Below are 13,766 nucleotides of genomic sequence, written 5' to 3' on the forward strand. Positions count from 1 at the left end.
ACACGCCTACGGCATTTTCACGCGAACTTCACACAGGCTTCCCGAAAGCTTCAAACCGCCTTCCCGGGCGCCGCCGATGCTTGGCTCCGTGCACTGTCGCACGCCTGCCAAGGAGCTTTTTATGGAACCAACCCTGTCCCCCCATGCGGCCGCGGCGCGCTGGCTGTGGGCCGCCACGGCGACTGTCGCCACCGCAGCCTGCTTCATCACCCTGGCGATGCGCCCGGCATGCGCCCAGGAAACCAGGGACAGTGCGGCACCTCGGAAAAAAACCGAAAGCCCCTACTTCTTCGTCAAGAGCGACGAGCCCGGCCTGGACCAGCTTCCGCTCAAGTCCACCCAGGTCGACGTGCGGATTTCAGGCGTCATCGCCGACGTCACCGTGACGCAGCATTACAAAAACGAGGGCCGGCGCGCCATCGAAGCGCGCTATGTGTTCCCCGGGTCGACCCGCGCCGCCGTCTACGGCATGAACGTGCGCCTGGCCGACCGGCTGATCACCGCCAACATCCGCGAAAAACAGCAGGCCCGCATCGAATACGACAGCGCGAAGAAAGAAGGCAAGACCGCCGCATTGCTGGAGCAGCAACTGCCCAATGTGTTCCAGATGAATGTCGCCAACATCCTGCCGGGCGACGACATCAAGGTCGAGCTGCGCTACACCGAGCTGCTGGTGCCGCAGGCGGGCAACTACCAGTTCGTCTTTCCCACGGTGGTCGGCCCGCGCTACAACAGCCCGCAATCAGAGCAGGCCCAGGCGCAGTGGATCAGCAAACCCTATCTGCCGGCCGGCCAGGATTCCGCCACCGCCTTCGACATCAAGGTGCAGATCGCCACGCCGATCGGCCTGAAAGAGGTGCGCTCAAATTCCCATGCCGTCGACGTGAAAAAAGACGGGGAAGGCGACCGGCACGCCAGTGTGTCGCTGCGCCCCGGCAGCGACGCGAAAAGCGGCAACAACCGCGACTTCATCCTCGACTACCGGCTGGCCGGCGAGCGCATCGAGTCGGGCGTGATGCTCTACCAGGGCGATAAGGGCAACGGCGAAAACTTCTTCCTGGCCATGATCGAGCCGCCCAAGCAGGTCGCGGTGCAAACCATCAACCCGCGCGACTACATCTTCGTGGTCGACATCTCGGGCTCGATGCACGGCTTTCCGCTGGAGACCGCCAAGGTGCTGCTGCGCGAGCTGATCGGCAACCTGCGCCCCAGCGACACCTTCAACGTGATGCTGTTTTCCGGCAGCAACCGCTTTCTCAGCCCTAAGTCCGTGCCCGCCACCCAGGCCAATATCGAGCAGGCGATCCGCACCATCAACGAGATGGGCGGCGGCGGCAGCACCGAGCTGATTCCCGCGCTCAAGCGCGTTTATGCCGAGCCCAAGGCCGCCGACGTCTCGCGCACCGTGGTGGTGGTCACCGACGGCTACGTCTCCGTGGAACGTGAAGCTTTCGAGCTGGTGCGGCGCAACCTCTCGCAGGCCAACCTTTTTTCCTTCGGCATAGGCTCCTCGGTGAATCGCCACCTGATGGAGGGGCTGGCCCGTGCCGGCATGGGCCAGCCTTTCATCATCACGCAGCCGTCCGAAGCGCAAGACGAAGCCAGGCGTTTTCGCAAGATGATCGAGTCGCCCGTGCTCACCGGCGTGAAGGCCCGCTTCGAAGGGCTCGATGTCTATGACGTCGAGCCGGCCCAGCTGCCCGATGTGCTTGGCGAACGCCCGGTCGTGGTGTTCGGAAAATGGCGCGGCCCGTTGAACGCCGGCAGCCAGGTGGTTATCGAAGGCCACGGCGCCAGCGGCCCTTACCGCAACGCCGTGCCCGTGTCGGCTGCCGCGGGGCAGGACATGGCGGCGCTGCGCTACCTGTGGGCACGCCACCGCATTGCCGGCCTGTCGGACCAGGAGGCGCTGGAAGGCGGTGACGCCCATCGCCAGCGCATCACCGAACTGGGCCTTCAGTACAACCTGCTGACCCAGTACACCAGCTTCCTGGCCGTGGACCAGGTGGTGCGCAACACGCAGCCGCAGGATGCCGCCGCCGTGAACCAGCCGTCGCCCCTGCCCCACGGCGTGAGCAACCTGGCCATAGGCGCTGAAGTGCCCGGCACGCCCGAACCCGCCACCTGGGGCGCCGTGGTCGTGCTGCTATCGGTGCTGGCCATGCTGGCGCGCCGCGAGCGGCAGCGGCGCAACGCGCGGCATGACGGCGCCGTCCGCTTCACCGCCTGAGCATGCCCCGGCCCTCAAGGAGAAACACCATGACGCTGCCTGCCCTTCTCTCCATGCACCGCCTGGTCGGCATGCCCGCCTTCGTGCGCTGGGGCATCCGCATCGACACCGCGCCGGCCGGTGTCTGGCTGGCCCTGCTGGTCGCCGCCCTCTGGCCGACCTGGCTCTGGATGGGCAGGCGCATGCAGGACGGCTCGGACGACCCGCTCGGGCTGCTGGCGCTGACCGCGCTGTGGTGGCTGGCCTGGCGCAGCCGCCGCAGGCTGCGTGCCGCACCGCCGCTGGGCTGGCTTGCCATGGCGCTTGCCGGCGCGGTGCTCGCAACGGCCATGCAGGGCATGCTGCCGCCGCTGGCGGTGTCACTGATGGCAGTGCTGGCACTGGCTGCGGGCCTGGCGGCATTTTTGCCCACTACCGTAGCGACGGCGCCCATGTTCGGCCTGTCGGTGCTGGCCTTGCCGCTGCTGGCTTCGCTGCAGTTCTACGCCGGTTTTCCGCTGCGCGTGATCACCGCCGAGGCCAGCCGCTGGCTGCTGATGGCCAGCCATGCCGTAGAGCGCAGAGGCGCCAGCCTGCGTGTGGACGGCCACCTGGTCATCGTCGACGCGCCCTGCTCGGGTGTGCAGATGGCTTGGTTCGGCTACTTCACCGCCTGCGTGGTCACGCTTTACCTGGCGCGCGGCAACCGCGCCTTTTTCACCCGCCTGCCCGCCGTCAGCGTGCTGGTGCTGGGCGGCAACATCGTGCGCAACACCATCCTGGTGGCGGCCGAAGCTTCGGGCCGGCACCTGCCCGGCTGGGCCCATGAAGGCGTCGGCCTGTTCGTGCTGGCCGGTGTGTGCGGCGCCATTGCCTGGGTGATGAGCCGCCCCGAAAGGAATCGCCATGTTTGAGAACAGCTTCGTCAACCGTGTGCTGCACAAGACACTTTGGGTTGCGCTGCTGCCGGCCTGCATGTTGTGGAGTGCCTTCGCCGTGCTCTCGCGGCCGGCCGGCATGGCGCAGCCGCAGCAACGCGCCGGCGGTGAGCTGCCCGCGCAGTGGCAGGGTGCGCCGCTGCGGCCACTGGCGCTCAGCGAAGTCGAGCAGCGCTTTGCCCGGAATTTTCCCGGCAGCCTGGCGCGCTTTGCCATCGAGCCGCGCCACGACGAAACAGCGCCTGCGGAGGGCGGCGGCGCCGACGGGTCTATCGATGCGGGAGGCTGGCAGGTGCTGGTGCTGCGCGGCGTCGACAAGCCGACACGCATGCTGCACCCCGCGGCCGACTGCTACCAGGGCCTGGGCTACCGCATCGCGGCCCAGCAGCTGGAGCTTGATCGCCAGCGGCAGCTCTGGCGCTGCTTTGAAGCCACGCGCGGGCAAGCCGGCAGTGGCCAGCGCCTGAGGGTGTGCGAACGCATTGTCGACGCCAAGGGCCAGGGCTTCACCGACACCTCGGCCTGGTACTGGTCCGCCGCCATGGGCCGGTCGCAAGGCCCCTGGCAAGCCATCACCGTCGCAAGGCCGCTTTGAAGCCCCGCCGGGCAAACCTGTGGGTCTGGGTGCCGCTGGGTGTGCTGGCCATGCTGGTGGCGGCACTCCTGGCGCTCTACGGCGCGGCCAGGGCCGTGCTCGCGCCGCTTCCAGGCGAGTGGGCCATACCGCTGCGCGCCGGCCCCGTGCAACTGCAGGCCGGTGTGCCATCGCTGATCCGGCTGGCCACCGCTCCGTGGGTCGGGCCGCTGCTGCAGGGGCGGACCTTGCGGACGCGCGCCGGGCCGGTTCACATGACATGGTTGCCCCACAGCCAGGTGCTGGCGTTGCGCTGCGCGCCGTGCAAGGTGCAGGCGCCTGGGCTGGGCAAAGATTCCCTCACCTTCGACGAAGTGCAGCTCACCGTGCGCCGGCGCGGCGGCTCGCTCGATGGCGAAGTAAGCTCCGGCAAGCTGCGCGCCACCTGGCATGGCGAGCTGGCGCGCGACCAGCTGCGGCTGCGCCTGCAGTTGCCGATGACGCCTGTTGCCGACGGCTACGCGCTGTTCAGCGCCGCCATTCCTGAAGTCGCGCGGGCTCGCATCGAAGGCCGCTTTGCACTGCAGGCCACCTTGGTCCTGCCGGGCGCGAGCCTCAGCGTTGTGCCGCAAGTCGAAGGTTTTCAGGTCGGCGGCCTGGGTACCGAAGCGCTGGTCACGGCCCGCTCGGCCTGCGGCAAAAGCGCCGGCCGCCTCACCACCGGCAGCTGGCTCGCGCGCGCCGTGGTGGCCGCCGAAGACCAGCGGTTTTATGAGCATGGCGGCTTTGACCTGGCCGAACTCGCCGCCGCACTGGCGCACAACCAGAGCGCGGGGCAAGACGGCCGTATCGAGCGCGGCGGCAGCACGCTGCCGCAGCAGCTGGCCAAGCTGCTGATCACCGGCGGCGAGCGCAGCCCCGTGCGCAAGCTGCGCGAGTTGCTCTACGCGGTCGAAATGGAGCGGACGCTGGGCAAACCGCGCATCCTGCAACTCTACCTGGCACACGCGCCCTGGGGCCCGGGTCTTTGCGGCGCCGAGGCCGCGTCAAGGCGCTACTTTGGCCGCGCGGCCCATGAACTCAGCCCCACGCAGGCCGCCTGGATGGCCGCCATGCTTCACAACCCCGGGATGGAGGCACGGCGCTGGGCTGAGACCGGCCAGATCAACGTGGCGCGCACACAGTGGGTGATTCTGGCGATGCGCCCCATGCCGAGCCGGCAGCGTATCCGGCTGGCCGAAGAGGCAGCGCGGCTGGCATGGCCGGTGCCTGCCGCCGCGCCGTGAGGTTTTCTCAAGAACCGGCCAGCCGCAAGCCTTCGCGCGCAGCCTGCTCAGGGTCCGCGGCCAGCGTCACCGCGCTGACCACCGCCACGCCATCGACGCCGCAGGCGATCACACCCTCCATCAGCGCCAGCGAGATACCGCCAATCGCCACGGCGGGGCAGGGCGCGGCGTCCTTCACCCACAGCTTCAGGCGCTCCAGGCCCACGGGCTCGTAAGGCATGACCTTGAGTGTGGTTGGGTAGACCGGGCCTATCGCGAGGTACGAAGGTTGCACGGCCTTGGCCCGCGCGAGTTCGGCCGGCGTGTGCGTGCTCAGGCCCAGGCGCAGGCCGGCCTCGCGCAGGGCGCTGATGTCGGCCGTGTCCAGGTCTTCCTGTCCCAGGTGCACGCCGTAAGCGCCGTACTCCAGCGCCAGCTGCCAGTGGTCGTTGATGAAGACCTGCGCGCCCGGCACGCCGCGCCCGGCCGCCACCGCGGTGCGGACTTCCCACGCGATGTCTTCCGCATCCTCATGGTCAGCCGCCTTGATGCGCAACTGGATGGTGCGCACGCCCCAGTCCAGCAGGCGCTGCACCCAGCGGGCGTTGGGCACGACGGGGTAAAAACCGATGGGGCCGGTGAGGGGGGCAAAGGGAGCTGGATTCATGGCGGTCATTCCGGTTATTGCTCCTTCCCCCTCTGGGGGAAGGTTGGGATGGGGCTCTGTGAAAGGGAAGCTGAAGCATTTGGAGCGCGCTTGCCGTGTTGGCCCCCACCCCAACCCTCCCCCAGAGGGGGAGGGAGCAAGAAAGTGAGGGCCTCGCAAGCATCAGGGTGCATGCCAGAACGGCACGCCTACCGTCGGTGTCGAAGCCTGCGCCGCCGCGCGCTCCGGCATGGGTGTGGACTCATACGCCGCGCGCCCGGCCGCCACGCCGTCGGCAAAGGCGCGCGCCATGCGTACAGGGTCGCCGGCCTGCGCGACCGCCGTGTTCAGCAGCACGGCGTCAAAGCCCAGCTCCATCACCTGCGCCGCATGCGAAGGCCGGCCCAGGCCGGCGTCGACCACCAGCACCGCATCGGGCAGACGCCGGCGCAGGGTTTCGAGTGCGTAGGGATTCAGCGGCCCGCGGCCCGTGCCTATGGGCGCGGCCCAGGGCATCACCGCCGCGCAGCCGGCCGCATGCAGGCGCTGCGCCATCACCAGGTCGTCGGTGGTGTAGGCGAACACGGCAAAGCCCTCTTTGGCCAGCGTGGTCGCGGCTTGCAGCGTCGCCACCGTGTCGGGCTGCAGCGTGTAGTCGTCGCCAATCACTTCAAGCTTGATCCACGGCGTGCCGAAAATCTCGCGCGCCATCTGGGCCAGCGTGATGGCTTCTTCGGCGCTGTGGCAGCCCGCCGTGTTGGGCAGGATGCGGCAGTTCATGGCCTGCACGCGCTGCCAGAAACTGTTGCCGCCGCCGCTCTCGGGCTGCAGGCGGCGCAGGCCCACCGTCAGCACCTCGGTGCCGCTGGCGCGCACCGCATCGCCCAGCACCTGCGGCGACGGGTAGTGCGAAGTGCCCAGGAAAAAACGGCTGGACAGCGTGACGCCGGCAACCGTCCAGGGGCTGCCGTGGGCGATGGGGGAAGAAGTGGTGGGCGTGTCCATTCAGCCTCCGGTTATGGGGGTGACGATGTCGATGCGGTCGCCGTTGTTCAAGACGCACTCGGACCACTTGGGACGCGGCACAAAGGTGCTGTTCACCGCGCAGGCAAACGCGCCTTGAAGTTCATAGCCACGCGCCAGCAGCAGCGCCTGCAAAGTTGGCGCGTCGGTTTCAATCGCTTCGCCGTTCAGTGAGACCTTCATCGAAATTCCCGGTGTTGTCATGTCATCCATTGTGCTGTCCCACTAGTTGGTGCACCAAGCCGTCCACCAGCGCCGGCGCGCACAGGTAGCCGTGGCGGTACAGGCCGTTGATGTGCCACACGCCATCCCGTTGCGACACCGTAGGCCGGTGATCGTCCAGCGCCGGGCGCAAGGCCGCGGCCAGGCGCAGCACTCTTGCCTCGCCAAAAGCCGGGTGCAGGCTGTGCAAGGCGCTGCCCAGTTCCAGCGTGGAGCGCAAGGTCACAGGCCCCGTGTCTTCCGACTCCAGTTCGGTCGCGCCGACCACAAACTGGTGGTTCGGGCGCGGCGCCACATACAGCTGGTAGCGCGGGTGCATCAGGCGCACCGGCCGCTGCAAGCTCACACCTTTGCATTCCACCGTCAGCACCTCGCCGCGCACGCCGCGCAACTGCGGCCAACTCTCCCTGGCGCCCACGCCGCGCGCATCGACCGCGACGTCCACGCCGTAGGACTGTCCCCCGCATGCGATATGGCCGTCTTCCACGGCGTCGACGGCCCGGCCTTCCAGCCACGTGCCGCCCAGGCGGTCTATCTCCACCGCGAGCGCGGCCATCCACTGGTCATTCGCCAGCTGCCCCTCGCCGTCCAGCATCAAGCCACTGCCGAAGCGCCCGGCCAGCGCCGGCTCGGCGCGGGCCAGCGCGGCCGCGTCCAGCGTGTGCACCTGCGCGCGCGCGGCCTCGGGCAGCTTGTGCAGCAAGAGACCGGTGAAATGCGCGAGCGAACTCTGGTCAGGCGCGTGCGCAACGACCAGCGTGCCTTCGCGCCGGAAATACACCGGCAGGCCTTCGGCAGCGAGTTCGGCAATCCACTGCGGCCACAGCTGCATGGAGCGCTGGCCCAGCGCGAAAACGGCGTCGTCTGATACCGCGAGTTCGGCCAGCGGCGACAGCATGGCGGCCGCCGTCATGGAGGCCGTGGCGAGGTCGCCGCGGCTGCGCGCATCAAACAGGTTCACGCGGCAGCCGGCGCGCAGCAGGCGCCAGGCCAGCGTACGGCCGGCCAGGCCCGCGCCCGCGATGCCGATGTGGAGGGTTTTCATGGTTTCACTCCCTCCCCCTCTGGGGGAGGGTTGGGGTGGGGGCCAGCGGCGGATGAAAAAGAGGAGTCCATTGGAATTCGGGGAGCCCTCACCCTAACCCTCTCCCAGAGGGAGAGGGGATGGAGAAAAGGGAGAGGGAACAAGAGGTCATTACATCAAGAATAAATCTCGCTGCCGCCTTCGCGGAACTCCTTGGCCTTCTCTTCAAAACCGCTGTGCACCTGCTTGATCGCGATCACGCCGGGCGCGGCCAGCGTGGTCGTTGCCGGGTTGAGGCGCGCGAACTCGCGCACCTCCTGCGAAATTTTCATCGAGCAGAACTTCGGCCCGCACATCGAGCAGAAATGCGCCACCTTGGCGTTCTCTTTGGGCAGCGTTTCGTCGTGGTAGGCCATGGCCGTGTCGGGGTCGATGGCCAGGCGGAACTGGTCTTCCCAGCGGAACTCGAAGCGCGCCTTGGACACCGCGTTGTCCCACATCTGCGCGCCCGGGTAGCCCTTGGCCAGGTCGCCCGCATGCGCGGCGATCTTGTAGGCGATCAGGCCCTGCTTCACGTCGTCGCGGTTCGGCAGGCCCAGGTGCTCCTTGGGCGTCACGTAGCACAGCATGGCCGTGCCGTACCAGCCGATGTTGGCCGCGCCCATGGCCGAGGAGATGTGGTCGTAGCCCGGCGAGATGTCGGTGATCAGCGGGCCCAGCGTGTAGAAGGGCGCTTCGAAGCAGGCCTCGAGCTGCTTGTCGACGTTTTCCTTCACCAGCTGCAGCGGCACGTGGCCGGGGCCTTCGATCATCACCTGCACGTCGTGCTTCCAGGCGATCTGCGTGAGCTCGCCCAGCGTGTGCAGCTCGGCGAACTGCGCTTCGTCGTTCGCGTCGGCAATCGAGCCCGGACGCAGGCCGTCGCCCAGCGAGAAACACACGTCATAGGCTTTCATGATCTCGCAGATCTCTTCGAAGCGCTCGTACAGAAAGCTTTCCTTGTGGTGCGACAGACACCACTTGGCCATGATGGAGCCGCCGCGCGAGACGATGCCCGTCAGTCGGTTGGCCGTGAGCGGCACATAGGCCAGGCGCACGCCGGCGTGGATGGTGAAGTAGTCCACGCCCTGCTCGGCCTGTTCGATCAGCGTGTCGCGGAAGATTTCCCACGTGAGGTCTTCGGCCTTGCCGTTGACTTTTTCGAGTGCCTGGTAAATCGGCACCGTGCCGATGGGCACCGGCGAGTTGCGCAGGATCCATTCGCGGGTTTCATGGATGTTCTCGCCGGTCGAGAGGTCCATCACCGTGTCGGCGCCCCAGCGTATCGACCACACCAGCTTGTCGACTTCTTCCTCGATGCTGGAGGTGACCGCGGAGTTGCCGATGTTGGCATTCACCTTGATCAGGAAGTTGCGGCCGATGATCATCGGCTCGCTCTCGGGGTGGTTGATGTTGTTCGGGATCACCGCGCGGCCGCGCGCCACTTCGTCGCGCACGAACTCGGCCGTGATCTCTTTCGGGATGGACGCGTTGAAGGAATGGCCTTTTTTCGGCAAACGTTCGGTCGCCAGGCGCTCGGCCAGCTGCGCGCGCACCAGGTTTTCGCGCACCGCGATGTATTCCATCTCCGGCGTGATGATGCCTTTGCGCGCGTAATGCATTTGCGACACGTTGGCGCCGGCCCTGGCGCGGCGCGGCACGGGCGCATGCGCCATGCGCAGCGCGGCCAGCGCCGGGTCGTTCAGGCGTTCGCGGCCGTAGGCGCTGCTGATGCCGGGCAGGGCTTCGGTGTCCTGGCGCTCGTTGATCCAGGCGCCGCGCAGCGGCGGCAGGCCGCGCGTGATGTCGATGGGAGAGGCCGGATCGGTGTAGACGCCCGAGGCGTCGTAGAGGCGCAGCGGCGGGTTGGCCTCGCGGCGCGGCTCACCGGCGCCTTCGTGCACCAGGGTGTCCGTCAGCGTGACTTCGCGAAAGGGCACGCGGATGTCGGGGCGCGAGCCTTCGATGTAGATTTTTGCCGAGCCGGGAAAGGGCGCGCGCGTGATGCGGCTCGTGAGGTCTTGGGTGTCAACGGTGAGTCGGGTTTTGGCCATGTGGTTCTCCAGGAGGTGGGGTGCCTGCTGGGGAGCCGGAGGGTCCATGGGCGGCGTCTGTGGGGTGCCGCTACGGAATGCCGGAGCCAATTGCGTTGTTCCCTACGCGGGGATAATCCCGATCAGGTTCAGCGGGTCTCGCATACTGCGATCTCAGCCTCGACATTCCTTACGGAAGATCTTTGGCACCCCGACAAGCTGGGCCCATTGTATGCACGCGCGCCGCTCCTGGCAACGAAGCGCCTGGAGGCCCTAGATGTCGTAGCTCGCGGCGCCCGGCTCGTCGCTCAGGGTCTTCTCGACCACGGCGCGGCTCAGCGTGGGCGCGAAGGACTCGATGAACGCATAGACATACGCGCGCAGATAATTGCCGCGCCGCACCGCCAGCTTGGTCAGGTTGATGCCGAACAGCGCGCCCGCGTCCAGCGCGCGCAGCGCGGTGTCGCGTTCGGCCTCGTAGGCGATGGAGGCCACGATGCCCACACCCATGCCCAGCTGCACGTAAGTCTTGATCACGTCGGCATCCATAGCCGTCAGCACGATGTTGGGCGCCAGGCCGCGTTGCGTGAAGGCCTGGTCGATGTGCGAGCGGCCGGTAAAGCCCGTGTCGTAGGTGATCAGCGCGAAGCGCGCCAGGCTCTCCAGCGTCAGCGGGCCGTCCAGCAGCGCATGGCCGGGCGGCACGATGACCGAATGCGTCCAGCGGTAGCAGGGCAGGGCGACGAGGTCGGGGTAGTCGTTGAGCGCCTCGGTGGCGATGCCCACGTCGACCTCGCCCGACATCAGCATGTCGGCCACCTGCTTGGGCGAGCCCTGGTGCAAATGCAGTTTCACGTTGGGGAACTGGGCGCGGAATTCCTGCACGGCCGGCGGCAGGGCGTAGCGCGCCTGCGAATGCGTGGCGGCGATGGACAGCAGGCCGCTTTGCTGCGACATGAATTCCTGGCCGGCTTTTTTCAGGTTGCTGCTCTCCAGCAGCAGGCGCTCGATGATGGGCAGCACATGGGCGCCCGGCTCGGTCAGGCCCGTCAGGCGCTTGCCGGCGCGCACAAAGAGTTCAATGCCGAGTTCTTCCTCCAGTTCGCGTATCTGCCGGCTCACCCCGGGCTGCGAGGTGTGCAGGGCATTGGCCACGTCGGTCAGGTTGAAGTTGCATCGCACGGCCTCGCGCATGGAGCGCAGTTGCTGGAAATTCATGGTGGCGAGGGCGCGCGCGGCGCGGTGTTGAAAGAGGTCAAACACCGGATTGTGGGCAGCAGCCCTTGTTTGAGGAACTACTGATTAATTCCTTTTAAATAGCCAAAACAACTAAGAAGTTACTGAAGGAGCCGAGTTTTGTTATTTAGGCAGCAGCACGGCCATGGTGATGCGTGACACGCAGGTCAGCTCGCCCGCGTCGTTCGTCAGTTCGATCTGCCAGACCTGGGTGCTGCGGCCTATGTGCACCGGCCGTGTGATGCCGGTGACCCAGCCGCTGGTCGTGCCCCTGAGGTGGTTGGCATTGATGTCCAGCCCCACGGTGCGGTGGCCCTCGGGCGCCGCGAAGGCCGCGCCGCAGGAGCCCAGGGTTTCGGCCAGCGCCACAGCCACGCCGCCGTGCAGCAGGCCGTAGGGCTGCACGGTGCGGCGGTCCACCGGTACGCGCGCACGAATGAAGTCGTCACCGACTTCCAGGAATTCAATGCCCAGATGGGTCACGGCGGTATCGGCCGTGGAGGCGGTCAGCAGTTCGACGGAGATGGCTTGTTTCCAGATGCGCATGATGGCGGGAGGCTCCAGGGGGGTGTGAATACCCGACTCTATAAGACTCTATAAGCTGGCGGCCTACAGAAGGTGGGCACCTTGTCGCCTCGGCAACAGCCGCGCCGCGGTCTAAGCTGGGCAGCATGAAAAGGGCGCTTCAATGACACGCAAGGGCAAATGGCTGTTGGGCCTGGGTATTGCGGTGCTGGTGGTGGGCGCGGCCTGGGTGGTCGCCTTGCGCCTGATTCCGCCCGACGAGGAACTGGCCCGTCGCGCCTCGGTGGAACTGGAGCGGCAGCTGGGCGTCAAGGTCCGCGTGGGCGCGCTGCACTGGCGGCTGTTACCCTCGCCCGCCGTGGTGATCGAGGACGTCGCGACGGACCAGCCCCAGCCCATCCTGATCAAAAAACTCACGGCTTACCCGGACCTGTTCGCGCTGTGGCAGCGCCGCATCAAGATAGACCGGGCCGAGCTGGAAGGCGCCGTGGTGCCCCAGCTGTCACTGCGGGGCCTGGGCGGCGGCCGTGAAAAAGAAGAAATGGCCACCGAAGAACTGCCGCTGGCGCGCTTCGTATTCAGCGACGTCACCTGGGTTTCACGCCGCGGCATCGCCGTGGTGTACGACGGCGAGATCGATTTCGACCCCGGCTGGCGCCCGCGCAAGGCCGCGCTGCGCCGGCCCGGCTTCACGCCAGTCACCGATCTGGTGCTGACCCGCCAGGGCCAGGACGACCGCTGGGCCGCGCGCATCCATGTGGGCGGCGGCACGGCGGACGGCGAAGTCCGGCTGGACTTCCGCGCCGGCGGCCGCATGCACCTGGAGGGCAAGCTCAAGCCGCAGGGCATCGAGATCGAAAGCGCGCTGGCCGCCTTTAACCGCCGCTCCGTCATAGGCGGCAAGGCCTCGGGCGACACCACGCTTTCCGCCAACGGCGACACGGTGGGCGAGCTCGCGCAGACGCTGCACACACAAACACCCTTCACCATGGGCAAGTCCACGCTGCTGCGATTTGACCTCGACAAGGCCGTGCGCACGGCCGGCAAGGAGCACGACGGGCAGACGCCGCTGGATTCGGTCACCGGCCGGCTGGACACGCAAAACACGCCGCAGGGCATGGTGGCAACTTACACGGACCTCAAGGCGACTTCGGGTTCACTCACCGCATCGGGCGAGGCCAAAATCGCCAACCGCCAGATCGAGGCCGAATTCGCCGTCGACCTGGTGGACGGCATCGTGGGCGTTCCGCTGACCGTCAGCGGGCCGCTCGACAAGGTGAAATTCTCCGTGCCCCCCGGCGCCATCGCGGGCGCCGTGGTGGGCACCGCCGTGTTGCCGGGCGTGGGCACGGCGATAGGCGCCCGCATAGGCGCCACGCTAGGCAAGATCTTCAGCCCGGCGCCGGCCACGCCGGCTTCCGCGCCACCACCGGCGGCCCGCGCGGCCAAGCCCGCAAAAGCCCGCTAGCCTGGCTCCCGGGTGTATACCCCAGCCCGGCTAAAGCCTTTGAATGTGTGCCAGCGCACTAAGCGCGTAAAATCGTCCGCGACTCCCGCGCATCGCCGTTTGTAAGCCCTCGCTTTTCCGGAGGACTCCCATCGGCAACGATTTTGCAATTTCCATCAAGGCCACTGACATGCCCCAGCAGCCCTCTGCCGCCTCCGCATCCGCTGACACGCCCCTGCAACGCGCGCTGGACAAGAACGAGTCCGTGAAAGACACGGTCGAGCAGTCGGCTGCCGAGTTGCTGGTGATCAACACCGTGCTCAAACAGGAAATCCCGCCCCACGTGCAGACCGGCGACGTGGCCCAGGCCCTGGAAAAAACCGACGCCCTGGAAACCCGCATCCAGGAATCCGCCGAAGACCTGGCCCAGGTCAACGAGGTGCTGGAGCAGCAGATCGGCGAACGCGCCGACCTGGAGCACGAACTCAAGCTCACCAAAGCCGCGCTGGCCCAGGCCACGCGCCGCGCCGCGCCCTGAACTGAGGCGCCAGGCAGAGACCGGCTGCCGCTCCGGCATGCGGGCTT

Annotated in this window: 13 protein-coding genes and 1 riboswitch; of the genes, 6 read left to right on the forward strand and 7 right to left on the reverse strand. The window is 67.3% G+C overall.

The features are described 5' to 3' along the window. Positions 1 to 121 precede the first annotated feature (121 nt). Genes ACLV8F_RS03930 through ACLV8F_RS03945 form a run of 4 tightly spaced genes read left to right on the forward strand, consistent with a single transcriptional unit; the run spans position 122 to position 5,007 of the window. Positions 122 to 2,230 (forward strand): VIT and vWA domain-containing protein, encoded by a 2,109-nt coding sequence (locus ACLV8F_RS03930; RefSeq protein WP_411882939.1) that lies wholly within the window; start codon positions 122 to 124, stop codon positions 2,228 to 2,230. A gap of 29 nt (positions 2,231 to 2,259) precedes the next feature. After that, complete coding sequence (gene xrtQ / locus ACLV8F_RS03935) at positions 2,260 to 3,123, forward strand: exosortase Q (RefSeq protein ID WP_411882940.1); 864 nt, start codon at positions 2,260 to 2,262, stop codon at positions 3,121 to 3,123. After that, positions 3,116 to 3,742: a hypothetical protein gene (locus ACLV8F_RS03940; RefSeq protein ID WP_411882941.1), complete on the forward strand. Its 627-nt coding sequence runs from the start codon at positions 3,116 to 3,118 to the stop codon at positions 3,740 to 3,742. The genes xrtQ and ACLV8F_RS03940 overlap by 8 nt, the downstream gene beginning before the upstream one ends. Further along, complete coding sequence (locus ACLV8F_RS03945) at positions 3,739 to 5,007, forward strand: biosynthetic peptidoglycan transglycosylase (protein WP_411882942.1); 1,269 nt, start codon at positions 3,739 to 3,741, stop codon at positions 5,005 to 5,007. The genes ACLV8F_RS03940 and ACLV8F_RS03945 overlap by 4 nt, the downstream gene beginning before the upstream one ends. Positions 5,008 to 5,014: 7 nt before the next feature. Here ACLV8F_RS03945 and thiE read toward each other — a convergent pair whose 3' ends face one another. From thiE to ACLV8F_RS03980, 7 genes are all read right to left on the reverse strand, one after another. After that, positions 5,015 to 5,653: a thiamine phosphate synthase gene (thiE, locus tag ACLV8F_RS03950; protein WP_411882943.1), complete on the reverse strand. Its 639-nt coding sequence runs from the start codon at positions 5,651 to 5,653 to the stop codon at positions 5,015 to 5,017. A 162-nt stretch (positions 5,654 to 5,815) separates the two neighbouring features. Continuing rightward, entirely contained in the window at positions 5,816 to 6,637 is an 822-nt protein-coding gene (locus tag ACLV8F_RS03955) for a thiazole synthase (RefSeq protein ID WP_411882944.1), read from the reverse strand. After that, positions 6,638 to 6,838, reverse strand: coding sequence for a sulfur carrier protein ThiS (gene thiS, locus ACLV8F_RS03960; protein ID WP_411882945.1), 201 nt, complete (start codon positions 6,836 to 6,838; stop codon positions 6,638 to 6,640). It abuts the gene before it with no gap. Positions 6,839 to 6,860: 22 nt separating this feature from the next. After that, positions 6,861 to 7,922 (reverse strand): glycine oxidase ThiO, encoded by a 1,062-nt coding sequence (thiO, locus tag ACLV8F_RS03965; protein WP_411882946.1) that lies wholly within the window; start codon positions 7,920 to 7,922, stop codon positions 6,861 to 6,863. A gap of 155 nt (positions 7,923 to 8,077) precedes the next feature. Continuing rightward, positions 8,078 to 9,994 (reverse strand): phosphomethylpyrimidine synthase ThiC, encoded by a 1,917-nt coding sequence (gene thiC / locus ACLV8F_RS03970; protein ID WP_411882947.1) that lies wholly within the window; start codon positions 9,992 to 9,994, stop codon positions 8,078 to 8,080. Between the two features lie 82 nt (positions 9,995 to 10,076). After that, positions 10,077 to 10,197: riboswitch (TPP riboswitch) on the reverse strand. A gap of 49 nt (positions 10,198 to 10,246) precedes the next feature. Further along, positions 10,247 to 11,191, reverse strand: a complete 945-nt coding sequence (locus tag ACLV8F_RS03975; RefSeq protein ID WP_411883018.1) for a CysB family HTH-type transcriptional regulator — start codon at positions 11,189 to 11,191, stop codon at positions 10,247 to 10,249. A 141-nt stretch (positions 11,192 to 11,332) separates the two neighbouring features. After that, entirely contained in the window at positions 11,333 to 11,755 is a 423-nt protein-coding gene (locus ACLV8F_RS03980; protein WP_411882948.1) for a hotdog fold thioesterase, read from the reverse strand. 142 nt (positions 11,756 to 11,897) lie between these two features. Between ACLV8F_RS03980 and ACLV8F_RS03985 the strand changes: the two genes are divergently transcribed. Together ACLV8F_RS03985 and ACLV8F_RS03990 are read left to right on the forward strand one after the other, a co-directional pair. After that, a complete protein-coding gene (locus ACLV8F_RS03985) occupies positions 11,898 to 13,202 on the forward strand; it encodes a glycine zipper domain-containing protein (RefSeq protein ID WP_411882949.1) in 1,305 nt (434 codons plus the stop codon). 169 nt (positions 13,203 to 13,371) lie between these two features. After that, entirely contained in the window at positions 13,372 to 13,719 is a 348-nt protein-coding gene (locus ACLV8F_RS03990) for a hypothetical protein (protein ID WP_411882950.1), read from the forward strand. Positions 13,720 to 13,766: the final 47 nt, after the last annotated feature.

The organism is Polaromonas sp. YR568, assembly GCF_943369675.1.
Taxonomy (GTDB): Bacteria; Pseudomonadota; Gammaproteobacteria; order Burkholderiales; family Burkholderiaceae_C; genus Polaromonas.